Source organism: Rhodococcus sp. APC 3903 (genome assembly GCF_030407755.1).
Classification (GTDB): Bacteria; Actinomycetota; Actinomycetes; order Mycobacteriales; family Mycobacteriaceae; genus Rhodococcus_F; species Rhodococcus_F erythropolis.
Genome location: NZ_JASDCV010000014.1, coordinates 10,734 through 35,349 on the forward strand (window position 1 = coordinate 10,734; position 24,616 = coordinate 35,349).

The window sequence follows — 24,616 nt, forward strand, 5'->3', positions numbered from 1 at the left end:
GTATTACACCTAATGCATCCTCGCAAGGCTCCGTACGAACCCGCCGTTCCGAACGAACGGCCCGAAGGTGGATCTGATGGACAAAACAATGACGCGGTTCTCGAGGCGTACCGCTCTGATCGGAACTGCAACAGCACTCGCACTGGTTCTCGGTGGTTGTTCAGGCGCAGCTAAGGACGCAGGCGCTTCGTCCGAGCCCGCCGGCGAGCCGCAGCGGGGCGGTGAACTGCGAGTTTCTATCGGCGCAGAACCGATTGCACCTGCGTTCGACATGGGAACCATGGCCGTCACCTCGGTGGGCACGGCATCGATCGCCACCCTCGCCTACAACGGACTGGTCGACTTCCAGGACGGTCAGGCGGTACCCGAACTTGCTACGTCCTGGAAGCAGACTTCCCCCACTCAATACGTCTTCGCCCTCCGCGACGGTGTGAAGTTCACCGACGGAACGCCGTTCGATGCCGAAGCCGTCAAATTCAATCTCGATCGATTGCTCGACCCGAACGGAACGGGTGCGAACCTGCCTCCGTCTTTGGAGTCGGTCGAGGTCAGCGCACCCAATGAAGTAACCATGAATCTCTCCACCCCGGCCGGAGGGTTCGTCGCCTCGTTGCGCCGTGGACGGGTGATGATGATGTCCCCCACCGCCGTGACGCAATACGCCAAGACCGATCCGTTCAAAGCTTCGGTGGGCACCGGTCCGTACAAGTTCGAGGAGTACAAGACCGGTCAGTACATCAGGCTCGTCCGCAACGACGACTACTGGGCTGACGACAACTACCTGGACTCGATCAAGATCTCGATCCTTCCGGACCCGACCACCTCGATGCAGGCATTCGTCAACGGGGAACTCGATGTCCTCGGTGTGACACCGGCCCAACTCGCACAAGTCAAAAGCCGAGGCAACTCGGTCATCAAGACGTCGATCAGCAACACGTTCAACTACGTCAGTTTCAACCAGGCGGTCAAGCCTTTCGACAACGTCGACGTCCGCCGCGGATTCTCTGCGGCGATCAACCGTGACGGTATCGCACAGGGCATTTACCAGGGATACGCCGACCCGGCGAGTGGGCCCCTCAGCCCGAAAATCGGCGATGCATACTCGGACCTCTCCGGCCTTGCCTCACAGACGTTTTCAACAGACAAGGCAAAGGAATTCCTGAAGAACGGAAACTTCGACTTCGGTACGACGGTTCCGTTCAGCACCTTCACCCAGGCCCCGTTCTCGACAGAAGCCGATGCGGTTGCCGAACAGCTCCAGAACGTCGGTGTCAAAGTCGACCTGAGCAAAGAGGAGTTCGGATCCTGGGCTCAGAAGATCTACACCGCAAAGAATTTCACGGTCATGAACAGCGGCCAGACCACGGCCACCGTCGATCCCGACGAGATTCTCTACCCCTTGTTCCACAGTAAGGGCGATCTGAACGCCTCTTCGATCAACGATCCTGAACTCGACAAGCTGCTCGACGCTGCCCGCGCCGAACAGGATCCGCAGCAACGGGCACAGATGTACCAGCAGGCATCCAAGCTGATCGCGGACAATGCATACGCAGCGTTCACCGTGTACCCGCAGAAGATCGCCGCAACCAGCCCGTCGGTCGGCGGATACGAATTCACGGAGGGTGGCACCAACCCGCTCTCGAGGGTTTGGCTCGCGAAGTGAGCGTGATCGAAGCGGTACCTGATTCCGATATGCCGCCGAAGGAGCGAGAGCCCGCGCCCTCGTCCGGTCGGCTGCGTCGAATCGCGCGCACCCTGTTGATCAATGCCGCGCAGCTGGGAATCGTCGGACTCGCCGCAACTTTCCTGATGTTCGTACTTCTTCGGACAATCCCAGGGGACCCCGCTCGCACGGTAAGCGGTCCCGGCGGGTCCGTCAGTCCAGAGCAGATCGCACGTATTCGTTCCGAACTCGGCCTCGACCAGCCGGTGGTGGTCCAGTATTTCGACTGGCTGTCCGCAGCCGCTCGCGGCGACCTCGGAAAGTCGTTGGTGCTCAACGACTCGGTGACAACCTTGCTGTCCGACCGCATCGTCGTAACACTCCAACTGGGCATGTACGCGCTTGCCTTCGCATTGTTGGTGGCGGTACCACTGAGCGTCCTCGCTTCGAGGTTCACCAGCGATCGCGCGAACCGGAGTGTGCGACTGGTCGGAACTCTGGGTATCGCAGTACCAAGCTTCTGGTTGGCTCTCCTGTTGATCATCGCATTCCAGAACGTCTTGCCGACGTTCGGATACTCGTCGCTCAGTGATGGTATCGGCGCACATTTCCAACACATGATTCTTCCGACCATTGCGCTGGGTGTCGGTATGTCGACCCTGCTCTTCGAGACCACGCGTGCATCCCTGATCGGCACACTCAACTCCGATTACGTCCGGACGGCAAGGTCGTTCGGGATCCCCGAGCGTCGCGTTTACTCTCGATACGCACTACGGAACGCACTACTTCCCACTGTGACGATCGCCGGACTGGAGATGGGCGCGCTGATGGGCGGAGCACTCCTCGTCGAAAATGCTTTTGCCGTTCCCGGTATGGGCCGACTCCTCGTTCAATCCGTCTTGGCTCGCGACTACACAGTGGTGCAGGGTTGCATCCTCGTGCTGGTCATCGTTGTCGTATCTGTCAATCTTCTGATGGATGTCGTCTATTCCCTCATCGATCCCAGAGTCAGGACCGACAATGACTGAGTCATTCGGGGCTGCGCTTTCCCCGTCGTCCCCAATCGCGCCGAGCACACGTCAGCGGCGCCGATTCATGGCCCGCATTCTCTCCTTGCCTGGTCAGAAGGTGGCATGGAGCATTCTGTTCGTACTGGTGTCGGCGGCCGTGCTCGCGCCTCTTCTCGCGCCGCACTCCCCCAACGTCCAAGATCTCACCTCGACTCTCGCCCCACCCAGCGGTGAGCATCTCCTCGGAACCGACGATCTGGGTCGAGATCAGTTGAGCCGTCTGCTGTTCGGACTCCGCACGTCACTCGCCGTCAGTGCTGCCGTGACGTTGGGTGTCATGGTCATCGGGCTACCGCTGGGAATGCTGGCAGGTTTCACCCGGGGAATTGCGAACACCGTCATTGCTCGACTCATCGATGTCGGGTTGGCCTTGCCGTCGTTGCTGCTCGCGCTCGCGCTCATCGCCGCGATGGGAGCCGGAGTCACCAGTACGATCATCGCTCTCGTTGCGGGCTACACGCCGTATCTGGCACGGGTCACCCGCAGTGTCGTGCTCAAGATTCGTGAAGAGGAATACATCGACAGCGCAGCCGTGAGCGGAGTTCCGACCTGGCGCATCATCGTTCGGCACGTCACGCCGAACATGATCGAATCAGTGTCGGTTCAGCTGACCCTGATCTTCGCCTTCACCGTCATCGCCGAAGCCGGGCTCAGCTTCGTCGGCCTCGGTATCCAGCCACCGACCTCGTCTCTCGGCAACATGCTCGCCCTCGGGTCGACCCACAGCATCGACCTGCCTTTGATGTCGATAGTCCCCGGATGCACCATCGCCCTCGTCGTCATCACGTTGCTGGTCTGCGGAGACGGCCTTCGCCACGCGCTCGACCCGAGGAGCAACCGATGACGAAACCGCTACTGTCGATCACGGATCTCCACGTAGCTCTGTCCGACAATCCCGCACTGCGACCAGTGGACGGAGTCAGCTTCCACATAGATTCGGGTGAGAGCGTCGCTCTGGTCGGTGAAAGCGGTTGCGGCAAATCAGTAACGTCGTACTCCGTACTCGGTCTCCTCGAAGGGTCCCTGGCTGCGCATGGAGAGATGGTCTTCGACGGCCGACGATTCGACATGTCCGACCGTGGTGCGCTGGCGCCGCTTCGAGGCACAGACATTGCGATGATCCCCCAGGACCCCGGAACCTCGCTGAACCCGGTAGTGAGCATCGAACGACAACTCGGCGATCTCGTCCGCATCCACCACAAGCTCTCCAAACGCGTTGCCGCCAAACGAGTACGCGAACTGCTGGCCCGAGTCGGGATTCCGGCCCCGGATCGGGTTGCCGGAGCGTTTCCTTTCGAACTGTCCGGTGGCATGCGACAACGTGTACTGATCGCAATGGCTCTGGCCTGCGAACCGACGATGCTGATCGCCGATGAGCCGACCACCGCCCTGGACACCACCGTGCAGGCGCAGATCATGGATCTGTTGCAAAGTCTCATAGCAGACGAGGGGATGTCCATGATGTTCATCTCGCACGATCTCGGACTGGTTTCACAACACTGCAACCGGGCGTACGTGATGTACGCGGGCAAGATCGTCGAATCCGGATCGGTCGACAACGTACTGCGTGAACCGGAGCACCCCTACACGCATGCGCTGGTCGACTGTTTGGAAAGTATGAACTCGGGTGCACGACGCTTGAAGACGGTACGAGGGATCGTTCCGGCGTTGCCTGACCGAAAGCACGGTTGCCACTTCGCGCCACGCTGCGATCGCGCGGGAGACGAATGTCTTTCCATCTCACCCGAACTCGAAAGGAGTGGACACAGTCTCGCGGCCTGTCTGCACCCGATGACAGGCTCACATCAGCACGTTTCGGCAAGTGAGGTGGCTCGATGACTACGCACCAATTCGTTTCCACACGCGAAGTAGCCCGATTGGAGGGGATCACCCATTCCTTCCGCACCCGTCTGGGCGGCCGTGCCGTGCAGGCACTTCGGGGCGTCGACCTGTCGATCCCGGCAGGGCGGTCTCTCGGACTGGTCGGCGAAAGCGGAAGCGGAAAGTCAACTCTCGGTCGGGTTGTGACCGGCCTGCTCGAGCCGTCCGGCGGCAACCTGGAAATACTGGGGCAGCGTGTCACCGGCAAGTCCTCTCGCAAGCGAGCCCCGGGATCTGTGCAGATGATCTTCCAGAACCCGCGAGCATCGATCGATCCGAAGCTGCCAATCTGGCGTGCCGTCGCCGAACCCCTACGCATCGGCGGGCATTCGGCGCGACGCAAGGACGTCGACGACTTGCTCGACCGCGCCGGACTGAGTGCGTCGTACGGAGATATGTACGCGCACCAGCTTTCCGGCGGGCAGTGCCAGCGAGTGGCCATCGCACGCGCCGTCGCCGCGAAACCGCAACTCATCGTCGCCGACGAACCTGTCTCCGCCCTGGATGTTTCGGTACAGGCACAGATCCTCAATCTCCTCAAGGACATTCAAGAGGACTCCGGAACATCCTTCCTTTTCATCAGCCATGATCTAGGAGTCGTTCGATTCTTCTGCGACGAGGTTGCCGTCCTGTATCTGGGTCAGGTGCAGGAGTACGGTTCGACCGAGAGCATTCTGACCGACCCCGCACACCCGTACACGCGGGCATTGGCCTCGGCATCGCCGACACTGTTCTCCGAAGCTGCGCGAGAGCGAATCATCCTCACCGGCGAGCCCCCGAAGCCTGACAACCCGCCGAGCGGCTGTGTCTTTCACGAGAGATGTCACCTGCGCATCGGCGCGATCTGCGACACGGTCTCGCCTCCGACGTATTCCACGCCCTCAGGCGAGGCGCGTTGTCATCTTTACGCCCCGCCTCACTCCGCGAGTTCATGATCAGGTCACTGCCTTGATCGAAACATTCTCCTCCACAACAACTACCCGGAACGGAAGAACATGAGCACCAACCCCCTCAGGATCCTCGCCTCCATCGCCGACGTGTGTGACGACGCAAACGCCACCGTTGCGTTTCACGTCCGCAGCCTCGACGGAAAACTCGAAATCGGTTCCGGCGCCGATGCACGTTCGGTGACCGCCTCGACCTACAAGGTTCCCGTCATGCTCGAGGTCGCCGCCCAGGCATCCGAGGGGCGCATACAACTGGCTGACCGGATCAAGGTCCCTTCAGACAGGCGCACCATCGGGCCCTCCGGGATTTCAGCGATGACGGACGACGTCGAAGTATCGATCCGGGACTTGGGCCTACTCATGATGCAGGTCAGCGACAACACCGCCACCGACATCCTGCAAGAGATGGTCGGTACCGAGAACATCATGAGCCGACTCCGCTCGCTCGGATTGAACTCGACCGACATCACCACCGACTGCGAAGGCATCATTTCGCTTGCTCTCGAGGAACTCTCGACCGAGAATTACGCAACTTTGCAGAACACCTCCACCGGCAACCCGTTCGGACTGCCCGAGGACGAGTTCGTCGCGGCAATCGCAGCGGGCGAGTCGTTGAACGCGCGCGGCGGCAACACCAGCACCCCGCGCGAGATGACCGAACTGCTCAGCCTCATCTGGACGGACAAGGCTGCAGACGCCGAGGCCTGTGCCGAAGTGCGGCGGGTAATGGGCCTGCAGTTCGCGCCTCACCGCCTCTCCTCCGCGTACGTCGACGGCCCGACGATCTCCGGCAAGACCGGCACCTTCCTAGCCGGCGTTCGCAACGAGGTAGGAGTCGTCGACTTCGGCGACGGGGACGTCTACGTGGTCGCAATCTTTCTGAAAGACAAGAACAACCACATGCGTAACGGCAAGGTGGACGCGGCAATCGGGAAGATCGCCGCACTTGCGATCGACAGTCTTCGGAACGCAAGTCGCGGCGCGGCTGCGACGGCGGTAACAGCCTGATGACCCCTACGCTCGTAGCACCTCACTCGATGGCAGAGATGACGTGGACCCAGGTGCAGGAGGCGATGAATGGCGGGATCCGCAACGTCATCTTCGCGGTGGGAGCGACCGAACAACACGGCCCGCACCTGCCACTGTCCACCGACACCCTGATCGGCACTGCCACTTCACTTGCCGTCGCCGCACGGCTCGGGACGACGATAGTAGCGCCCACCATCGCGTTCGGGGTTTCCCCGCACCACATGTCCTTCCCCGGAACGCTCTCTCTACGCGAGGCAACGTTTGTCGACGTGGTCGAAGACTACGTTCGCAGTCTCGCCGCTCATGGGTTCGACAATATCCTCGTCATCTCGAGCCACGGCGGTAACTTCGAACCCCTCGCGCATCTGATCGAGAGAGTCGGACCCCGGATCGGCGAGACACGGATTCATGCCCACACCGATCTTCTCCAGTTGCTCACAGCTTTCGAAGCAGTGGCAGAGGAGGATTCGATCTCTCCCGAGGCCTGCGGATCCCATGCCGGTGATTTCGAAACATCGATAGTCCTCGCACTGCGACCCGACCTCGTCGACATGAACGCCGCCGAGCCCGGATTCCTCGGACGCTTCGACAAAGACACTGCCACAGCGTTGTTCGACGGCGGAACCAAAGCATTATCGGTGAACGGAATTCTCGGCGACCCCGTCGCCGCACTGGCGTCACGCGGCGAACGGTATCTCGAATCACTGACCACAATTGTCTCGGAATACTTTTGTGCCGAGATCACCAAGCACGAAGGACACGAAAGGTGACCGTCGACGTACAGGAGGTGGTGCAGGCCGAGCTCGACGCAATGGTCACCGCAGACGCCCAACTCGGCATCCAGGTTGCGGTGTACCAGCATGGTCAGCTGGTTGTCGATGCCTGGTCCGGACACACCGAACCCACTCGAAGTGCGCCTGTCCGAAGTGACACCCTGTTCCCGATCTTCTCGTGCAGCAAAGGCCTGATGTATACGACGGTGCATCTGCTGGCCGAACACGGCGAACTCGACTACGACGCACAGGTCAGCGACTATTGGCCGGAGTTCGGACAGAACGGCAAGGGAGAGGCGACCATTCGACAGGTCCTCGTACACACGTCCGGAGTCCAAGACATCACACACGACTTTCACCTCGACGACTGGGACGGCACCTGCGCTCGCCTGGCCGAGTCCGAGGCCATGTGGATTCCGGGTAGCGAGACCGCTTACCGCGGACTGTCTTCCGGATTCGTTCTCGGCGAGGTAGCAAGTCGCGTGTACGGGAAGCCCTTCGGCCAGATCGTCACCGAACTGATCTGTGAGCCTTTGGGTATCACGGATCTGTTCTTCGGCGTTCCCGCTTCGGTGAAAGACCGCATCGCAGTTCTCGCGAATGACGAATCAGTTCTGACCGGTCCCGCGTCGAGCCCCGATACTCGGATCATGGCCGAACTCTTCAACACCCCGTCGATTCAGGCATCAGCTGTACCTGCCGGCGGCGCCATCACCTCCGCCCGATCCCTGGCAAGACACTACGCGTCGTTGATCGGCGATGGTGTGGACGGAGTGCGTCTACTCCCGCCAGCGCGGACCACTCTGGCAACGACGCTGGAAACCGATGCGTACGATCAAACGCACAAGGCGCCGGTCCGCAAGGGTTTGGGTTATCTACTGGGCGACAAAGGGATTGCAATGGGCGGACGGTCGAATTCATTCGGCCACAGCGGGTTCGGCGGTTCGTACGGGTTTGCCGATCCGGACTACGGTTTGAGTTTCGCGCTCACGAAGAATCGACTGGTTGCCACGACGCCTCTCGAGGTGCCGGCCTCGGTCGTCCTGGCGAATACGGTACGAGAAGCTTTGTCCATCCCGAACGGTTGACCGCCCCGGACCGAGTCGTCACGAAGATAATCGACAAACGGAGAGTCTCACTATGCACGTTTACATTTCGGTGGACATGGAAGGCATCGCAGGAATTGCGACGCTCGACCAGATAGTTCGTGGAGGTCACGGATACCAACGTGCGCAAGCACTGATGACGGCCGAGGCCAACGCGGCAATCGCCGGAGCATTCGACGCGGGCGCGCAATCGGTGCTCGTCAACGACAGTCATGGAACGATGGACAATCTGCTGCACGCCGAACTGGATCCGCGGGCGCGGGTTCTGTTCGGATCGCCGAAACTGCAGTGCATGGCAGAGGGTCTCACCGCTGAACACGACGTGGCCCTTTTTGTTGGCTACCATGCTCCTGCGGGTGGTCCGGGTGTGCTGGCACATACGTTCTCGGCTCTGTTCACGGATGTTCGTCTCGACGGCAGGACCGTGTCGGAAAGCGATGTGAACTCGCTCTACGCGGCTACTCACGGCGTGCCGGTCGGCTTGGTCACTGGAGATGACGTGATCTGCGGGTTGGTCAGCGCTACGTCTCCTTCGACCGAAACCGTCGTGGTGAAGCAGGCGCACGGGTGGTCTGCTACCAACTCGCTTCCGCCGAGTCTGGCGTGCGCAGCCATTCGCGATGCATCCAGACGAGTTGTGCAACAGTGTGACTCGCTGAAGCCGACGAAGTTACGCGACGAGTGGGTCCTCGAAATCGTTCACCCGACAACAACTGCTGCGGAGATGGCGGAGGGTGTCCCCGGTTCTCGGCGAACGTCAGATCGAACCATCGAGCATCGCTTGAACACCGTCGACGACATCATCGGACTGATCACCGTCAACTATCAATTGGCATCTGCCGGCCTCCGCGGACAGATGACGATCGCCAACCGTCAGTAGAGGGCAAATTTCCATGAGAGTGACCGTTATCGGTGCAGGTTCGATCGGGTTGTGTTCGGCGCTGGCTTTGGCTGCCGAGGGAGCCGACGTGTGTGTAGTCGACGCGAGGGCTGCGGGAACCGGCGCGTCGAGCCATAACGCCGGGTGGGTCGTCCCGAGCATGTCGGCCCCCGTCCCTGCCCCCGGAGTACTGACCCAATCGTTGAAGTGGATGCTGCGTCCTGACAGCCCGCTGTACATCAGCCCCAGCCGCGATCCTCGCTTTGCCTCCTTCTTGATTGCGATGCTTCGCAACTGCACCACAACGAGATTCGAATCCGGTCTGCGAAATCTGATGGCACTCACTCATCGGACTTTCGAGCTTTTCGACGAACTCGAGCGCACTGGGCTTCAGTTCGAAAACCACCGTTCCGGATTGGTGCAGCTGTTTCGCACACAGAAGTCGCTCGACTCCCACTCCGAAGAAATGACGCTGGTGCGAGCACTCGGCGGTGACGAATTCGACGTACTCACAAGTGCCCGAACGGCTCAGCTGATGCCGGGACTCTCGAGCTCGGTCGTCGGTGGGATCGCCTGTCCCCACGAGAGATTCCTCGACCCCGCAGCCTTCGTCGAAAGCTTGATCACACAGTGCGAGAGCCTCGGGGTCGAGATCGTGGAGGGCACCGAACTGACGCTGTCGGAAGACTCCATCGGTAACGTGACGGCATCTGGAGCAGAACGGCCGATGACGTCCGATCATTTTGTGGTCGCCGCAGGCGCTTGGAGCGCGGACGTGGTGCGAGGACTCGGGTACACACTCCCCGTCCAATCCGGGAAAGGCTACGGTTTCGACGTTCCACCGATTTTCCCCGTCGGAACTCGGGCATCGTATCTGTCGGAAGCCAAGGTTGCCGTCACCCCCTTGTCCGGTGCGACCCGAATGGCCGGCACCATGGGATTCGGAGGCCGAAGTGAACACATCGACAAGCGAAGGGCCGAAGGCATACTGACCTCGGCAGCCGACTATTTCGACACCTGGGAACCTCCGCAGAATGCAGTCCCGTGGACAGGGCTACGCCCGATGACACCCGACGGGATGCCCATCATCGGTCGCTTACCTCACCATCCGAATGTCACTGTCGCCACCGGCCACGCGATGCTCGGTATAACCCTCGGCCCCGTCACCGGAGAGTTGGTCGCTCGAAGCGTGTTCGGCCGAAGCCTCCCTGCCTATGCCGGCGTGTTCGGGCCAGACCGCTTCAGTCGGACTTTTCGGAGCGTCCGGCCCACAACCCGCTGACGTGGTGGAGGTGTGCAGTCATGACAGCTTCGGCCGCAACCGGATCTCGTGATTCCAACGCCTGCAGGAGTTGATCGTGCTCCCGAGCCGACCCGACCAAGTCCTTGCTTCCTGCAATGCCTTTCAGCCCGGACAGGCGAGTCTGATCGCGCAACTGCTCCACCACCTTGACCAGCCGTGCGTTACCCAGTGCAGCCAAAAGTTCCAGGTGGAAGTCCTTGTCCAGGGTCAGGAATGAGACCAGATCCCCCTCGGCCGCGGCGTTCTCGACGCGCTTGCTCAGCGTCCAGAGATCGGTGAGATCCAACGGGGGTTCGAGCGCGGCAACCTTCGCCATTGCAGGTGGCTCGAGCATCAGCCGGATTTCGACGATCTCCGCGAGTTCGTCATCCGTCAGTTCGACGATGCGAAAGCCGCGGTTCCTCACCATCTCGATGAGGCCTTGGCTCTTCAGATCGAGGAGAGCCTCGCGTACCGGGGTGGGCGAGACCTCGAGCTGCGCGGCGATGTCGCCGATCGCGTAGAGCCGGCCGGACTCCAGTTCACCGCTCGAGATCCGGGCCCGAAGCAGTCTCGTGGCATCGCTGCGCAAGCTGGTCCGTGCCAGTGGCTGAAATACGGCACTCTGCTTTTCGTCGCCGGTACTACGATCTGCGCTTGAACCGGCCGGCTGCTTCGTCCCCATACCTGCACCCTAATACCCAGCGATGTCCAATATGTAATACCTAACATTTTATGTGACAAAGATCGTTCCAGCTCGCGCCGATGTGCAAACTGAGACCGCCCCGGCCGAGATGCCGAGCTCGGTCGCCGACTGGGTTGACAGGAGGTCCGATACATAGGAGGTCCGGATACAGAGAAGCCGCTGCGCTTCCAGTGTCATCCGGATGCACAGCGGCTTCGCCAAGTCTTAGCCCGTGGTGGGCTCGGTCTCGTCCGACGAGAATCCGTCGAAGAATGCGATGACCTTCTGAAGAAGTGCCGCGATGTCGAAATCTTCCAAGCTACCCATTGCGTTCGTCCTTTCGTTTAACACTGGAGGATGAAACGTGCATCTTGCAATTTCCAATGTAAAGCATGAAAAGCATTATTTCTCGACCACGTGGCACTTCGGTTGCAAATACCTCACTCAGCAAGATATGAGCAAATCACCGCAAATAATAGCTCCCACCCGCAATATTTCCACTTTCCACAACCCATTAAATTCCCTAATTCGCAAGTGGGTAAATCTTGAGAAAAATTTCCGGACGCGTCGATTACGAAAGATCCTCCTGGTGAAACTCTCAATCCAAGACCACAAGGCAGAGGAAGTTGCGACACGGATGACACGCAGTTTTCCCGCTTCCAAGAGGCGCCATCCACATACATGGTGGGCATTCGGCGGCGATAACGAACCGTTAGCAACACAATCCCAGGCACTTTCTCCCACCTTCTGACTTTCACCCATGACCACTGGATATTCTCGCAGATGAAACGCAATACCAGTTCGAAAATTACATATCTTCAGTGGATACTGTGCACGCGATTAACTGATCAAATGTCTGTTGACTCACCGAGTCCCCACACTTCGCCAGAACTTCACATCCGAATGCTGGACGTTAGTTTAGATGGGTTCGTATTTCTCGAAATCTGCCCGATAAAGGCGGCCCCACGGATAAACCGCGACTGGACCGCCGCAGGCCACCAGGTCACGATCCGCGCCTCGACGAAGGGCGTGCAGGCACCCTCGCATGAGGGTGAAATCGGGGGTGAGACATGCCTTGGGGTCTCGTTTTACCGAGTCCGACACAGTACGTTTTCCCAGGCACGCCAGTCCCCAGATTCATACGGTGTGCAAGGGCTCGTTGACGCTTCCGAGATGTTGGCAAGACCGACCACAGGCCCCGTTCTCCCGACGAGAACGGGGCTTCCTCGGGTCGGTTTCCGCCTTCGACCGACCGGGTAGACGCGAGCATGGGCGCCACCTGTTCGACCGGATCCACCGCTGGCCGCTACGAATCGACGACCCCGACCGTCGGCGTCGAAGAAGAATTCATCCTCGTCGACCCGACATCCTGGCTGCCGTCCACCGACAATGCCGCGGTTGCGGAAACCGCGTCGACACTCGGTTTGGATCTTCAGCTCGAGTTGTCCTGCTGCCAAGTCGAGACCAACTCTCCCGTGTGCCAGAGCATCGACGAACTCCGAACCCACTTGATCGACATGCGTCGGCTCGCGGCGAAAGCGGCCGAGTTGAACGGCTGCAGGCTGTTGGCCGTCGGCGCACCGCTTTCGGGGCCTTCTCGTTTCGAGATTAGCGACTCCCCTCGCTACCGCCAGATGGGCGAACACTTCGGCGCCCTTGCCGCCGAACAAAGTATCTGCGGTTGCCACATCCATGTGGGCGTCGCTGATCAAGTAGAGGCCGTGCAGGTCTGCAATCACGTGCGCATCTGGTTGCCTGCCCTGCTGGCACTGAGCGCCAACTCCCGTATCCACCAAGGAGTCGACACCGACTTCGCGAGTTGGCGGGCGATCCAATGGTCCCGGTGGCCCGTCGCCGGGCCGCCGCCGTACTTCGAGACCGCCGGGGACTTCGACACCGCGGTCGCGAAGATGGTGGATTGCGGCGTGATGCTCGACAAGCGGATGGCCTACTGGGATATCCGGCCTTCCTGCCACCTACCGACCGTCGAGATCCGGGTCTGCGACGTTCAGCCGACGGTCGACGACACCGTATTGCTTGCAGCACTTGTGCGCGCGCTGGTCGCCACTGCACTGCGCGCTGTCGAACGAGGAGTCGTCGCTCCGCGCACTTCCCTCGAGAACCTCCGCCTCGCAACCTGGGTGTCCGCGAAGGAAGGCGTCCTGGGAGCGTCGATCGATCCGGTTACCACACAAAGAATTTCGGCCGCGGAACAGTTGCACCGGCTCCTGATCCATGTCCGTGACTCCCTCGACGAGACAGGCGAGTACACGAGCGTGGAGTCAGCACTTCGCGACAAATGCGTGACCGGCGGCGGCAGCGACTGGCAACAGCGGACGCTTCGCCAGGTCTGCCTGCGGAAACTGATCGCACGTGCGGTTGAGCGCACCGTCCCGACTGGCACGGATACGCATGACGGGCCGACCCCTGATCAGTAGTAATGCCTCCGACCACCGATAGCGTGCCCGGCCGCGCCCAGCGCGTACAGGATGATTCCGATCACCAACAAGACGACACCGATCGTCCAGAGGATCGGAATGTTCACCACGAAACCGATAATCAGCAGGATTACGCCGAGGATGATCATCACAAGCTCCTTCAGTGCGTTCACTCGGGCGGATACGCCCGCCTCGAGCCGCATACATCAGGGATACCCGTCGGCTGAGCGTTTCATACCCACTCTGACCGGGTATTTCGCTGGGCACCATAATATTTGAAGAATCGAGCCCGCCATGATGAGAATTGTGACTCTGATCGTTCTGATCTGGCTGATAGTCGGGGCCGTCGCGGCCGGCCAACGCGGCTACTACAGCAGTTCGCCGACCAACTGCGCCGGCGTCGGGACCATCGCGCTCACGGTCATCGCCGGCCCGCTGAACTACTTCGGCGTCAACCCCAAAGTCACGGATTGCACGCTCCCCCAGCCCACCGAGTGAGCTGCCGGACATCCGCGCTAAACCGACTAGTCGTTACCCTGGAGGTGAGTCGACACACATCGAAGTGAGGGGCCACCATGACCACTGCACCAGATCGCACCCGAATCGAGTTCCCGGACATCAGCTCGCGTGCGTGGGAACACCCAGCCGATCGGGCCGCATTGGTGACGCTCCGGACGCTTCGGGGGTTCGACACTGTTCTGCGGACGCTGTCCGGACTGCTCCAAGAACGTCAGCACCGCCTCATGTACCTCGCCACGTCAGTGCGAGTCGACGAACGCCAGTTCAGTGACCTGAACGATCTGCGCCGTGACTGCGTCGAGATCCTGCAGGCCGACGAGACACCAGAGCTGTTCGTACTCCAGACCCCGATGGTCAACGCCTTCACCATCGGCATGGACAAGCCGTTCATGGTGGTCACTACTGGTCTGCTGGACGTGATGAACTACGAGGAGCAACGGTTCATCATCGGCCACGAACTAGGCCACGCACTGTCCGGCCATGCCGTGTATCGCACCATCTTGATGCATTTGATGCGACTGGCCGGAACCATCGGATGGCTGCCGGTCGGCGGATGGGCACTGCGCGCGATCATCGCCGCCCTGATGGAATGGCAACGCAAGTCCGAACTGTCCGGCGATCGTGCAGGACTACTGTGCGGCCAGGACGTACACACAGCGATTCGCGTGCAGATGAAATTGGCCGGCGGATCCCGAGTCAGTGAAATCGACATCGACGCGTTTCTTGCCCAGGCCGCCGAGTACGACGCCAGCGGCGACCTCCGCGACGGTGTACTCAAGCTCCTCAACATCGAACTGCTCTCTCACCCGTTCTCGGTGCTTCGCGCCGCCGAACTCAAGAAGTGGGTGGACAGCGGAGACTACGCCGCGATTCTGCGCGGAAACTACCCCCGCCGCGGCGATGACGACGGAGCGAAGATCAGCGACGAGTTCAAGAATGCAGCCAAGACCTACAAGCAGAACTTCGACGAGTCGGAGGACCCTTTGGTCCGGATGGTGCGCGACATCGGTAGCGGATTGGGCGGTGCCGTGGGCGCCGTCGGGAACGGCGTCGGCGACGTAGCGACGGACATCAAGGAACGATTCACTCACTGGCGCAAGAGTTCCGACAGGTCGAAGGGCACTGACGACGCCGATTGAGCAGAATCGGGACCTGCCACCGAAGGCAGTCGGCGGCAGGTCCCGGGTTCTTGGCGTGAAGGTGATGCAGGCTTCCCTCTGCACCACCCTCACGTTCACAGACAGTACCAGCAGTCGAACAAACGTGCGAACTGAAAGCGGTCGTGTCGAATCACCAGTTGTCGGGTACGCGGCATAGGACCACTACAGAAGGGAGCCGACATGCATGCTGGGCGGCTGAAGAAGGTCGGTTCGAGTGACGGCCCGTTTGCCTCCGTGTACTTCGAAGACGTCCGCAACCGGGAAGATGCACGCGAGCGCTTCGAACTCGAATGGCGCTCGATGCGCAATCAACTGACGAAACAGGGAGCATCGGAATCGCTGATCGCGCGACTGGACGAGGTGAAGGACAACCATCACGGCATCTCAGGTCGCGCCGGACGCGCGATCGTCGCCACATCCGAGGCAGTGCTGATCGACGATATTCTGCTCGAACCTGCCGGCTCCACCATCGCGACCTTGGGCGAACTGCCCTACTTGATTCCACTGATCGCACACGGATACGACACCGAACCGTTCCTCATCGCAAAGGTCGACCACACCGGCGCGGACTTGTGCGTGCGCGATGCTCGCGGGCGTGACGTGTACGGCGAAACGGTAGACGGCGACGGCTTCCCGGTCCACAAGGCGCACGTGGGCGGCCAGGAGCGGTACACCGACAGCCAAAGCCTCGTGGAGGAGAACATCCGAAAGAACCTGACACAGGCCGTGGAGCGCGCGGCGGCGCTCGCCCGCGAACACAAGGTCGCACTGGTGGTCGTGATCGGAGAAGTACAGTCCCGCAAAGCTTTTGCACAGCTCCTACCGTCGACGCTACGGGTGGTGGACGTCGAAAAAGGTTCGCGTTCAGTCGGTTCGACACCCGCCGAGGTGTCGAAGTCGATTCGTGAACTGATCGACACGCAGCGACTACGCAGAATGGATGCGGAAACCGAACGCTACGTCGCAGAGCAGGGCCGGGACTCCGGCCTCTCCATCGACGGGACCGCACGCGTCCTCGACGCCCTCGAGCAGGGCAAGGTCGAGACACTGCTGCTCACCGATCCCGACGACAAGGAAGTCACCAGTGGAAAGCTGATCGGGCCCGCCGATCGCGTACTCCCCTACATCGCAATCGGGACCGGCACCGAGCTGGTACAGATCGACGAACGCCTCGTTCTCGCCGACGGATACGGCGCGATACTTCGGCACCCCTGAACACCGGCCTGATGATCAGATTCGGGGGCGAGCACGTTCAGCGAGAAGCGTGCTTGCCCACCGAGTCCGGGAAACCGTCGGCAATCGCTGCGACGAGTTCCAGATATGCCCGAGCAGTGCGCTTGTTCAACAATTTCAAGTCGATAGGACCTCCCTCGCCGAGGTGATCGTCATAGGGCAACGTCTTGACCGCTCGCACTCCACGCTGAGCGAAAACGTCCTCGAGTTGGTCGAGGTCGAGCGAAGACGAACCCGGGCGCGTCGCATTGATCGCCACGACCGACCTGCTCACCAGATCTGCGTATCCGTGCTTGGTCAGCCAACTGAGCGTTGCTGCAGCACTACGGGCACCGTCCTGCGCCGTCGGGCTGACGACTACCAAAGCGTCTGCTTCGTCGAGAATTCCGTACATGGCCGAGTGCATGATTCCGGTGCCACAGTCGGTGATGACGATGTTGTAATGCACCTCGAGAATTCGCAGAGTATCGAGGTAGTCCTGCTCGTTGAAAGACTCCGAAGTTTCCGGATCTGCCTCACTCGCAAGGATTTCGAGTCGGCTGTCGCCTTGCGAGGTGTAGTAGCGAACATCGCTGTACGTACGAATGTCACCGTCGGCCAACAGATCACGAACGGTCAGGTGATGTTCACGTCGTTCACGATCAGCCAGAGTCCCCAGGTCGGGATTGGCGTCGATGGCTACGATTCGATCGCCACGGATCGACGCGAACGTCGAACCGACGGTCTTTGCCGCCGTGGTTTTTCCCACACCACCCTTGAGTGAGATGAAAGCAATCTTGTACACGCCGCGCACTGTTCGGTTGGCACGGCGCACCAGAGCTTGATGTTCGAGTTCGGCGGCCGACTGCCCGGTGTTGATCCGACCCCCGGTGAGTTTGAACAACACACTGCCCAAACCGCGTTCGGGTGGACGCTTCGCCCGCTTGATGATGTCCAGATCGTCGACGGACGTCATAGCTCTGGGCGTCGAGGTCCGAAAATCGGTCGGCTCTTCACGACGTTGCTGGCGCATCCGCTGACTGGGCAACGGTTTTGCCGCAGGTTCGTCGAATTGCGGCGTGAAGGTGACGGTTCGAATCGACGTTGCGTAACCGTCGTCGGACGCGTCGAAAAGGCCGTCGCCCTGAGTCGTTCCGGAGTTGTTCCCCAGGACTCCGTTATTCGAACCGTTGTTATCGCTGCGCACCGTTTTCCTAGGTCGAGTTCGGAATCATTTCGGACATAGCCTCTCGGACGCTATCACTCTGGCGGGCTTGCCGTTCTCTGCTCAATACCGTCACGGCACAACAGACCGTTACACCCGCACTTCGATGACTTTGGTCCCCACGCCTGTGCCGATCTCAGCAAATACGAACGTCGTAACGATATGCGGCACAGATATCTTCATCTGCCGCTGAAAACAGCCTTCCGCAATGTCAGGGCAAATCCCTTGGTAACAAACGAGAAAAGGGAGGGTGATCACCTGGGCGATCGCCCTCCCTTCATGGACAAGTGTTCAGCTGCTGCAGAATTCCGCGCTCTCGAACGAAGTGCCCCCAACCCTACGGATCACTCGTACCATTCGACCGCCATCACGGGCAGAGCACACTCTTCACGTATGCACCACTCGGTTTGACGGTGCCGTCCGACCTCACTGCGCCGAAATACGACTCTCGATCCGTCGTTGCCCCGTAAGGCGCGTAGTCGTTGAGACGGTAGAAGATGAGCGGCCCCAACCAAGACTTGGTTTGCTTGTCTGCCATCGCTGCCTGATAGATCTCGAGTTGACGTGCTTCGCTGACGCTGTCGGGAGTCCCACTTGTAGGCGCCCCGAACTCGGTAATCCAAATCTTTTTTGCAGAATCTCCGTTGGCAGTCATGATTCCGCGAAGGCTCGGCCGAACGATCCCGCCGCCCGCGAACGACTCGACACTCATCTGAGACCACGAGTTCCAGTCATGTTCATCGGTAGGCAGCGCCGGATACGAGTACGGATGATGACCGACAGCGTTGAACGATGACCGTGCACCATTCGTATACAGGGATTGCAAGAATGTGAGTGGCGCGACCTGACTGCCGTCAACGGCGTCAAACCGACTCGGCCGGGCTCGACTACTAGTCCTCGTAGTAGCTGCCTGTATCCTTTCGCGTATGACGCCGGGCCCGAAAGATGTCGCGCAGCTGCGCGGCGCTTTCGTGGGCGGTACCTCCGGCGCGGTTTCCGTCGCAGCCCACGCGCTCGGTGGCGGCATGGCCCCGTCCGAGAGCGCGGTGGTGTTGTTGATCCTCGCGTGCGCGAGCGTCGGCGCGGTGGTCACGTCCATCGACACTCGCCGATCCCCTGCCCTCTTGCTCGCCCTTATGCTCGCTGCGGGTCAGGCCATCGGTCACGCGACATTGACCATCGCTTCGGATCATCAACACGGCCTGCTCCTGTCGCTTCCGATGCTCGCAGCGCACATCGCTGCCGTCGGAGTGTGCGCAGTTCTGATCCGCGGCGCAGAACGCGGGTACGTCGTGGCGGCATCGACGGTGGCGGCAATCGTCGCCGTCCTATTGCGCCCGTGGGCACCTGAACCCTCGCCGTTCACTGCGCGCACTCGATACCGCGCCAAAGTTGTTCTGCGTCAACTTCTCACCTCAGGCCTGGGCACTCGCGGCCCACCGGCATTCGTGTAACTCACCTTCCCTTTCCTCTCACGCACGTGAATACGTGCGCCACTTTGCTGTGCGCCTTTATTAACCGCGGGCGGTTAATAAAGGCGCACGGCGGGATCGAGTACACGCATGTCCGCACCCGAATTGGAGCGCGCACAGACACGCGCTTCCAACGACAGCTCTCCCCCGAAGAAGCAGGTCGGCGGCGCCAGACCGCTGATTCTGCGCCTGCACTTCTATGCCGGAATCCTCATCGGGCCGTTCATCCTCATCGCCGCGCTGAGCGGTGGTCTCTACGCGATGGCGCCCACCATCGAGAAATTCGTCTACAGCGACTATCTCCAGACCGACACCACCGGACAAATCGCGTCGCTGAACGATCAGATCCGTTCCGCCCAGCAGTACCGCCCTGACCTGACCGTCTCGGCAGTACGTCCGTCCCCTGCGGCCGGAGAAACCACGCGGGTCCTGTTCACCGATCCGTCGTTGGGCGAATCGGAGAGGCTCGCAGTCTTCGTCGATCCAGTGCTTGCACAGCCGGTCGGCGAGCTGGCGGTCTACGGAAGCAGTGGTTCGTTGCCACTGCGCACCTGGATCTCTCAGCTGCATCGCCACCTTCATCTCGGTGAACCTGGCCGCCTCTACAGCGAATTGGCCGCGTCGTGGATGTGGGTGGTCGCACTCGGTGGCGTCTACCTGTGGTTCCGTCGATACCGCACCGCTCGGAACGCTCGACTGCTCACGATCGACCGAGCATCCGCCGGACGAAGCCGGACCCTGAACTGGCACGGTGTCGTCGGCATCTGGATAGCAGTTGCATTGGTCTTCCTCTCGGCGACCGGCCTCACGTGGTCGACCTACGCCGGAGAGAACGTCAGCAATCTGAGAACCGCATTGAGTTGGACGACGCCCTCGGTCGTGAAAACTCTCGGCGACGCTCCACCACCGGCAACGGGCGGGCACGAGGGTCACGACATGGCCCCCGCCGCCGCCGGCACGCTGACAGACACCAACGTCGGACGTGTCGACACCGTCCTCGGTATCGCCAGGTACAACGGGATCACCGGTCCGGTCGAAGTATCGATACCCGCGAACGCCGAGACGGCGTTCACCGTCGCCCAGACGCGTCAGCCGTGGGTGTACAGCAACAACACCATCGCAATCGACGGAGCGACGCAGAAGGTCACCGACGAGTTGTGGTTCTCGGATTGGCCACTCGCAGCCAAACTTTCGGCTTGGGGAATCCAGCTCCACATGGGCCTGCTGTTCGGCCTTGCCAACCAGATCGCACTCACCGCACTGGCACTCGCGTTGGTCAGCGTGGTCATTCGTGGCTACATCATGTGGTGGCGCCGACGCCCCACCCGTGGCTCCGACTGGGCTGTCGGCCGGGCCCCTGCCCGCGGCGGGATTCGCAACCTCTCCCCGCTCAGCATTGTTGCGCTGGTTGCGGTAACCGCACTGGTGGGCTGGTTTGTTCCGCTACTCGGCATCAGTCTTCTCACATTCCTGCTGATCGACGTTTGTATTGCGGCGTTCAAACGCCGCGCCACCACCTGACACCTCACGAATCACGGAGACACACATGACTGTTCGAACAAAGATATTCGCAGCTGTTGCACTGACCGCAGCTCTCGCCTTGACCGGCTGTTCTTCGAACTCCGACAAGGAAACCGAAGCCGCACAATCCATCACAGTTCAGGATCAATGGGTCAAGGCAGCACCCGAGGGAATGAGTGCGGCGTTCGCCGAACTCGTCAACTCCAGCGACAAGGACGTACGGGTGGTCTCGGCAACCAGTCCCGCGTCATCGCGACTGGAACTGCACGAGGTCGTGACCGGGGACGGCGGCACGATGACGATGCGCCCCAAGGACGGTGGGTTCCTGGTCCCTGCCAACGGGTCAGCCAGCCTCACCCCGGGCGGTGACCACCTGATGTTCATGGACCTGTCCGCGCCGCTGCTCCCTGGCGCCGAAACCGACCTCACATTGATCTACGACGACGGTTCCAGCACCACGTTCACAGCCCAGATTCGCGACTTCTCCGGTAATCAGGAGAACTACGACCCGAATCACGGTGGCTGAGAACACGAACCCGCCCAGCCGAGCACTCAGCCGGCGGCGCCTTCTCGGAGGAGGTGCCGCCGCGCTCGGCGTCGCGGGAATAACGTGGGGCGCAACCACAGTGGTCGAGCGCAGCGAACACGAGCAGCAAGCAGGCAAGCTGGTGGAACCGTTCTACGGCGTCCACCAGGCTGGGATCGCCACCACTCCGCAAGCGCACGGCACGTTCATCGGGTTCGACCTCTTGCCTGGAGCCGATCGAACTGTGGTCGTCGGGATCATGAAGATGTGGTCCGAGGATGCGTCACGGCTGACCGCCGGTAACCCGGCGTTGGCGGATACCGAACGGGAACTGGCCGTGGATCCGGCCCGCTTGACGGTGACCGTCGGCTACGGCCCTGGCCTGTTCACCAAGCTGGGATTGCAAGCACGTCAACCGGACTGGTTCGAGCCGTTGCCGAGCTACGAGATCGACCGACTTGACGATCGATGGGGCGGATCGGACCTATTGCTGCAGATTTGTGGCGACGATCCGGTGACCATTGCTCATGCTGTGCGAGTTCTGACCAAGAACGTCCGATCACTGACGACAATCCGGTGGACGCAGAAGGGATTCCGTAACGCGCGCGGCACCACGCCCGAGGGAACCACGATGCGCAATCTCATGGGCCAAGTGGACGGGACGGTCAATCCGGCTCCGGGAACAGTGGATTTCGATTCACTGATCTGGCACGACGGCGCTGGTCAACCGTGGCTGGCGGGCGGAACCTCGTTGGTACTACGACGCATTCGCATGGAAATGGATACCTGGGACGAACTCGATCGCTCGGGGCGCGAACTCACCATGGGGCGCACGTTGTCCAATGGCGCTCCGCTCAACGGAACCAACGAATTCGACGAAGCGGATTTCACACTCACGGACAAGTTCGGCATTCCGGTGATCCCGCCAGGATCACACATCGCGCGAGCCCACCAGACGCATGAGAAGGAGCAGTTCTTCCGTCGGGCATACAACTACGACGACGCACCCGAGAGCGGGCAGACCTCGAACTCGGGATTGATCTTCGCAGCATTCCAACGGGACATCGCCGAGCAATATCTACCGGTCCAACAGCGATTGAGTGACTTCGACGCACTCAACGAGTGGACGACGCCGATCGGTTCTGCGGTGTATCTCATTCCGCCGGGATGCACCGAGAACGACTATGTGGGAAGCGGATTGCTCGGCTGACAACCCCGGGTAACGATACTGTGGGGGCGGGATCCGTTCGGATCCCGCCCCCACAACGCCTTCTACCTGAAGTTGTTGCGTTACTTGGACTTACGAGGTCCCGGCATAACCGCCCCCGGACGAGCGGTAGTCAACCTCGTGACCCAACCGCTGACGGGCCACTTCTTCAGGCCGACGTTGTGCGGGGTGACCTCGGTTCCGACGTACTTGGCAGCGAGCTCGTCGTCGACGGTTCCGTTGAACCGCCACAGTTGGCTTCCGTCGGCATTGCGAGTGGACACCTCCCATGACTGAGCGCGGAATGCACCACGAATGATGCTGTCGGCAAACACCAGAACGGGGATTCCGATCTCGGCACGAACAGCTGCACCGGCAGACCACTCGGCGCGCGCGAGTTCGTAGATCTCTTCCGGCGTTGCTCCCGGACGAGCGGAGGCCGGCACGTGGAGGACGATGCTCGGCGTCGGGAGTTCCGGCGCGGGATCGGCCGAGTAGCGCAACGCGAGTTCCTCGACGCGGGTCGCACGGGCGTCCTTGTCCGATGTATCGCCCGCGAGGTTGGTCAGGCCCTCGCCCGCGTCGGTGATTCGCAAGGCTTCCACGACGCCGCGGACGACCTCGTCGGTAGTGGCGGCCGAATCCGTGGCGGCAGCGACCGAGCGGAGAAGAACGAAGTGCTCCACCGCCGAACCCGCGTCGTAGATTTCACGGATGCGGGCGATCTTGGCTGCTGTCACAGCAGCATTCGACTCGGCTGGGCCGTCCGCTCCTTCGAGATTCGCAAGTTCACCGAGCGCTTCGAATACCGGCGCGAACACTTGATTTCCCGTGCCGTGCCCGACATGGAACACCTGATCGTTGCGCGGGTCACGCAGGGCAAAGACGTACTGCCCCAGTCTCTTCCCAACCTTTTCGGTGAACGGCTGCGGAGCCGGCTTCCTGACGACCACCTCGGTGGACAGAGTGCGCATCACGGCCAGACGGAGTGCGTCGGGCACGCTGGTGGAACCGGCAGCACCGGAAAAGATTGCCGCCGAAGCAGCGCTGATCGAGGTGAACGTGCGGCCGACTTGCTTCTCGAGAGATGCAGAGACCGTACCGACCGCAGTCACTTTTGCATCGAGGGTGCCGTCACCCTCGACAAGGAACTCCTTGATCAACGGAGCAACGAGCAGGGTGGAGCCGATAGCGCGAGGAACTGTCCAGACAATAGCCATGCCACGAGCCTAGGCGATCACCTCGAGACGCGAGGCGAACGCGACTCAGCCCGCCGCTGCCGGCCCGGCCAGTCCCTGCACAAGAAGGTTCCAGGCCGAGTGCGCAACTTCTTTCCGCGAGCTCTCGGCAGTCCGTTCCATGATCGCGGCGAACATGGCGATCGCCAGGATCACGTCTTCAGCAGTCACGGACTCTCGTATCTTCCCAGTTCGACGCGCCTCGTCGAGGCGCCCTTCGAGGAGATCGATCAAACGGGCGCCGGCCGAATTCAGTCGCGAGTCGCCGAAGGAGACCGGCTTGATGACCTCCACGAACACGATGGAGGTAGTGATCTGGTCGACCAACAAACGAAAAAGATCGTCGAGAGTCGAATCCGGATCGGCCGCCAGTTCTTGCAGCTCGACGATGTTCTCGTCGAACACCGCGAGTGCGAGGCTTTCGCGAGTGGGAAAGTGCCGGTAGAGGCTGCCCTGGCCGACGCCGGCCGTGCGGGCGATCAGGCTGAGCGGAGCAGCAAATCCTTGGGTGGCGAACACCTCGCGAGCTGCTGAGATGAGCGCCGCACGATTGCGCGCCGCATCTCTCGGCCCTCTGTTGAGAGATCCGCTATTGACGCGGCCAGACGATGTCACGCACACTACGATACCAACCGGACAGCATTGTCCGGTTGGTTGCGGCCCGACACCGGTTCACACCCCGACCCGATCGTCGTGAGCGCTCGAACGCGCGCCTGCCCTCCGTGCTGCCTGTCCTTGAGGTACGTCTGCCCGTGAGATACGAAAGGCAATCCCGCACCGGG

Annotated in this window: 25 protein-coding genes; 19 read left to right on the forward strand and 6 right to left on the reverse strand. The window is 61.0% G+C overall.

From position 1 onward, the window contains the following. Positions 1-76 precede the first annotated feature (76 nt). The 10 genes from QMA15_RS20080 to QMA15_RS20125 are packed head-to-tail and all read left to right on the forward strand — an operon-like array spanning position 77 to position 10,631. On the forward strand, positions 77-1,663 hold the full coding sequence (locus QMA15_RS20080; protein WP_128636513.1) for an ABC transporter substrate-binding protein: 1,587 nt from the start codon (positions 77-79) through the stop codon (positions 1,661-1,663). Further along, positions 1,660-2,691, forward strand: coding sequence for an ABC transporter permease (locus QMA15_RS20085; RefSeq protein WP_021343107.1), 1,032 nt, complete (start codon positions 1,660-1,662; stop codon positions 2,689-2,691). Before QMA15_RS20080 ends, QMA15_RS20085 begins: the two co-directional genes overlap by 4 nt. After that, positions 2,684-3,577 (forward strand): ABC transporter permease, encoded by an 894-nt coding sequence (locus QMA15_RS20090; protein ID WP_031332944.1) that lies wholly within the window; start codon positions 2,684-2,686, stop codon positions 3,575-3,577. The genes QMA15_RS20085 and QMA15_RS20090 overlap by 8 nt, the downstream gene beginning before the upstream one ends. Continuing rightward, positions 3,574-4,572 (forward strand): ABC transporter ATP-binding protein, encoded by a 999-nt coding sequence (locus QMA15_RS20095; RefSeq protein WP_069147090.1) that lies wholly within the window; start codon positions 3,574-3,576, stop codon positions 4,570-4,572. The genes QMA15_RS20090 and QMA15_RS20095 overlap by 4 nt, the downstream gene beginning before the upstream one ends. Further along, a complete protein-coding gene (locus QMA15_RS20100) occupies positions 4,569-5,549 on the forward strand; it encodes an oligopeptide/dipeptide ABC transporter ATP-binding protein (RefSeq protein ID WP_021343104.1) in 981 nt (326 codons plus the stop codon). The genes QMA15_RS20095 and QMA15_RS20100 overlap by 4 nt, the downstream gene beginning before the upstream one ends. A 60-nt stretch (positions 5,550-5,609) precedes the next feature. Continuing rightward, complete coding sequence (locus tag QMA15_RS20105) at positions 5,610-6,569, forward strand: serine hydrolase (protein WP_279163164.1); 960 nt, start codon at positions 5,610-5,612, stop codon at positions 6,567-6,569. A 29-nt stretch (positions 6,570-6,598) separates the two neighbouring features. Next, complete coding sequence (locus QMA15_RS20110; protein ID WP_279163163.1) at positions 6,599-7,360, forward strand: creatininase family protein; 762 nt, start codon at positions 6,599-6,601, stop codon at positions 7,358-7,360. Continuing rightward, positions 7,357-8,451, forward strand: a complete 1,095-nt coding sequence (locus QMA15_RS20115; RefSeq protein WP_172932351.1) for a serine hydrolase domain-containing protein — start codon at positions 7,357-7,359, stop codon at positions 8,449-8,451. The genes QMA15_RS20110 and QMA15_RS20115 overlap by 4 nt, the downstream gene beginning before the upstream one ends. A 52-nt stretch (positions 8,452-8,503) precedes the next feature. Then, positions 8,504-9,349, forward strand: coding sequence for a M55 family metallopeptidase (locus tag QMA15_RS20120; RefSeq protein ID WP_151531168.1), 846 nt, complete (start codon positions 8,504-8,506; stop codon positions 9,347-9,349). A 13-nt stretch (positions 9,350-9,362) separates the two neighbouring features. Next, positions 9,363-10,631 carry an FAD-dependent oxidoreductase gene (locus QMA15_RS20125; RefSeq protein ID WP_290286083.1) on the forward strand — a complete coding sequence of 423 codons (1,269 nt, stop codon included), beginning with the start codon at positions 9,363-9,365 and terminating at the stop codon, positions 10,629-10,631. Here the strand turns inward: QMA15_RS20125 and QMA15_RS20130 are convergent. Beyond that, positions 10,591-11,316 carry a GntR family transcriptional regulator gene (locus QMA15_RS20130; protein WP_021343097.1) on the reverse strand — a complete coding sequence of 242 codons (726 nt, stop codon included), beginning with the start codon at positions 11,314-11,316 and terminating at the stop codon, positions 10,591-10,593. The two genes, QMA15_RS20125 and QMA15_RS20130, sit on opposite strands and share 41 nt — an antisense overlap. 364 nt (positions 11,317-11,680) lie before the next feature. On the opposite strand from QMA15_RS20130, the gene QMA15_RS20135 reads away from it, so the two are divergent. Both QMA15_RS20135 and QMA15_RS20140 read left to right on the forward strand, forming a co-directional pair. Further along, entirely contained in the window at positions 11,681-12,067 is a 387-nt protein-coding gene (locus QMA15_RS20135) for a hypothetical protein (protein ID WP_279163161.1), read from the forward strand. 517 nt (positions 12,068-12,584) lie between these two features. Further along, positions 12,585-13,754: a glutamate--cysteine ligase gene (locus tag QMA15_RS20140; RefSeq protein WP_290286088.1), complete on the forward strand. Its 1,170-nt coding sequence runs from the start codon at positions 12,585-12,587 to the stop codon at positions 13,752-13,754. Here the strand turns inward: QMA15_RS20140 and QMA15_RS20145 are convergent. After that, positions 13,748-13,903, reverse strand: a complete 156-nt coding sequence (locus QMA15_RS20145) for a DUF6131 family protein (protein ID WP_003945912.1) — start codon at positions 13,901-13,903, stop codon at positions 13,748-13,750. The genes QMA15_RS20140 and QMA15_RS20145 overlap by 7 nt on opposite strands. Positions 13,904-14,048: 145 nt before the next feature. Here QMA15_RS20145 and QMA15_RS20150 point away from each other — a divergent pair, with 145 nt between their 5' ends. From QMA15_RS20150 to QMA15_RS20160, 3 genes are all read left to right on the forward strand, one after another. Then, positions 14,049-14,252 carry a hypothetical protein gene (locus tag QMA15_RS20150; RefSeq protein WP_003945456.1) on the forward strand — a complete coding sequence of 68 codons (204 nt, stop codon included), beginning with the start codon at positions 14,049-14,051 and terminating at the stop codon, positions 14,250-14,252. A gap of 77 nt (positions 14,253-14,329) precedes the next feature. Next, the gene (locus QMA15_RS20155) at positions 14,330-15,412 is read left to right on the forward strand and encodes a M48 family metallopeptidase (protein WP_019747189.1); all 1,083 of its coding nucleotides are present in this window, start codon (positions 14,330-14,332) and stop codon (positions 15,410-15,412) included. A 201-nt stretch (positions 15,413-15,613) separates the two neighbouring features. Then, positions 15,614-16,648 (forward strand): hypothetical protein, encoded by a 1,035-nt coding sequence (locus QMA15_RS20160; protein WP_019747188.1) that lies wholly within the window; start codon positions 15,614-15,616, stop codon positions 16,646-16,648. 37 nt (positions 16,649-16,685) lie between these two features. Here the strand turns inward: QMA15_RS20160 and QMA15_RS20165 are convergent, their stop codons facing one another. Both QMA15_RS20165 and QMA15_RS20170 read right to left on the reverse strand, forming a co-directional pair. Further along, positions 16,686-17,852, reverse strand: coding sequence for a MinD/ParA family protein (locus QMA15_RS20165; protein ID WP_020906466.1), 1,167 nt, complete (start codon positions 17,850-17,852; stop codon positions 16,686-16,688). Between the two features lie 385 nt (positions 17,853-18,237). After that, positions 18,238-18,582, reverse strand: coding sequence for a hypothetical protein (locus QMA15_RS20170; protein WP_020968637.1), 345 nt, complete (start codon positions 18,580-18,582; stop codon positions 18,238-18,240). 214 nt (positions 18,583-18,796) lie between these two features. Here QMA15_RS20170 and QMA15_RS20175 point away from each other — a divergent pair, with 214 nt between their 5' ends. From QMA15_RS20175 to QMA15_RS20190, 4 genes are all read left to right on the forward strand, one after another. Continuing rightward, on the forward strand, positions 18,797-19,324 hold the full coding sequence (locus QMA15_RS20175; RefSeq protein ID WP_290286095.1) for a hypothetical protein: 528 nt from the start codon (positions 18,797-18,799) through the stop codon (positions 19,322-19,324). A 108-nt stretch (positions 19,325-19,432) separates the two neighbouring features. Beyond that, positions 19,433-20,863, forward strand: a complete 1,431-nt coding sequence (locus tag QMA15_RS20180; RefSeq protein ID WP_290286097.1) for a PepSY domain-containing protein — start codon at positions 19,433-19,435, stop codon at positions 20,861-20,863. A 25-nt stretch (positions 20,864-20,888) separates the two neighbouring features. Continuing rightward, on the forward strand, positions 20,889-21,389 hold the full coding sequence (locus tag QMA15_RS20185) for a copper chaperone PCu(A)C (protein WP_019747182.1): 501 nt from the start codon (positions 20,889-20,891) through the stop codon (positions 21,387-21,389). Continuing rightward, positions 21,382-22,599, forward strand: coding sequence for a Dyp-type peroxidase (locus tag QMA15_RS20190; RefSeq protein ID WP_042950964.1), 1,218 nt, complete (start codon positions 21,382-21,384; stop codon positions 22,597-22,599). Before QMA15_RS20185 ends, QMA15_RS20190 begins: the two co-directional genes overlap by 8 nt. A gap of 80 nt (positions 22,600-22,679) precedes the next feature. On the opposite strand, the gene QMA15_RS20195 is transcribed toward QMA15_RS20190, so the two are convergent. Next, complete coding sequence (locus tag QMA15_RS20195; protein WP_290286102.1) at positions 22,680-23,816, reverse strand: GIY-YIG nuclease family protein; 1,137 nt, start codon at positions 23,814-23,816, stop codon at positions 22,680-22,682. Positions 23,817-23,861: 45 nt separating this feature from the next. Then, positions 23,862-24,449, reverse strand: coding sequence for a TetR/AcrR family transcriptional regulator (locus tag QMA15_RS20200; protein WP_290286104.1), 588 nt, complete (start codon positions 24,447-24,449; stop codon positions 23,862-23,864). Positions 24,450-24,616: the final 167 nt, after the last annotated feature.

Excerpts from the sequence above, each read along its gene's own strand:
- QMA15_RS20180 (WP_290286097.1), top strand. The coding sequence starts at position 19,433 with ATGTCCGCACCCGAATTGGAGCGCGCACAGACACGCGCTTCCAACGAC.
- QMA15_RS20170 (WP_020968637.1), bottom strand. The coding sequence starts at position 18,582 with ATGAGTGTCGAGTCGTTCGCGGGCGGCGGGATCGTTCGGCCGAGCCTT.
- QMA15_RS20110 (WP_279163163.1), top strand. The coding sequence starts at position 6,599 with ATGGCAGAGATGACGTGGACCCAGGTGCAGGAGGCGATGAATGGCGGG.
- QMA15_RS20100 (WP_021343104.1), top strand. The coding sequence starts at position 4,569 with ATGACTACGCACCAATTCGTTTCCACACGCGAAGTAGCCCGATTGGAG.
- QMA15_RS20080 (WP_128636513.1), top strand. The coding sequence starts at position 77 with ATGGACAAAACAATGACGCGGTTCTCGAGGCGTACCGCTCTGATCGGA.
- QMA15_RS20105 (WP_279163164.1), top strand. The coding sequence starts at position 5,610 with ATGAGCACCAACCCCCTCAGGATCCTCGCCTCCATCGCCGACGTGTGT.
- QMA15_RS20155 (WP_019747189.1), top strand. The coding sequence starts at position 14,330 with ATGACCACTGCACCAGATCGCACCCGAATCGAGTTCCCGGACATCAGC.
- QMA15_RS20140 (WP_290286088.1), top strand. The coding sequence starts at position 12,585 with ATGGGCGCCACCTGTTCGACCGGATCCACCGCTGGCCGCTACGAATCG.
- QMA15_RS20145 (WP_003945912.1), bottom strand. The coding sequence starts at position 13,903 with ATGATCATCCTCGGCGTAATCCTGCTGATTATCGGTTTCGTGGTGAAC.
- QMA15_RS20175 (WP_290286095.1), top strand. The coding sequence starts at position 18,797 with ATGACGCCGGGCCCGAAAGATGTCGCGCAGCTGCGCGGCGCTTTCGTG.
- QMA15_RS20130 (WP_021343097.1), bottom strand. The coding sequence starts at position 11,316 with ATGGGGACGAAGCAGCCGGCCGGTTCAAGCGCAGATCGTAGTACCGGC.
- QMA15_RS20120 (WP_151531168.1), top strand. The coding sequence starts at position 8,504 with ATGCACGTTTACATTTCGGTGGACATGGAAGGCATCGCAGGAATTGCG.
- QMA15_RS20095 (WP_069147090.1), top strand. The coding sequence starts at position 3,574 with ATGACGAAACCGCTACTGTCGATCACGGATCTCCACGTAGCTCTGTCC.
- QMA15_RS20125 (WP_290286083.1), top strand. The coding sequence starts at position 9,363 with ATGAGAGTGACCGTTATCGGTGCAGGTTCGATCGGGTTGTGTTCGGCG.
- QMA15_RS20160 (WP_019747188.1), top strand. The coding sequence starts at position 15,614 with ATGCATGCTGGGCGGCTGAAGAAGGTCGGTTCGAGTGACGGCCCGTTT.
- QMA15_RS20090 (WP_031332944.1), top strand. The coding sequence starts at position 2,684 with ATGACTGAGTCATTCGGGGCTGCGCTTTCCCCGTCGTCCCCAATCGCG.
- QMA15_RS20150 (WP_003945456.1), top strand. The coding sequence starts at position 14,049 with ATGATGAGAATTGTGACTCTGATCGTTCTGATCTGGCTGATAGTCGGG.
- QMA15_RS20195 (WP_290286102.1), bottom strand. The coding sequence starts at position 23,816 with ATGGCTATTGTCTGGACAGTTCCTCGCGCTATCGGCTCCACCCTGCTC.
- QMA15_RS20185 (WP_019747182.1), top strand. The coding sequence starts at position 20,889 with ATGACTGTTCGAACAAAGATATTCGCAGCTGTTGCACTGACCGCAGCT.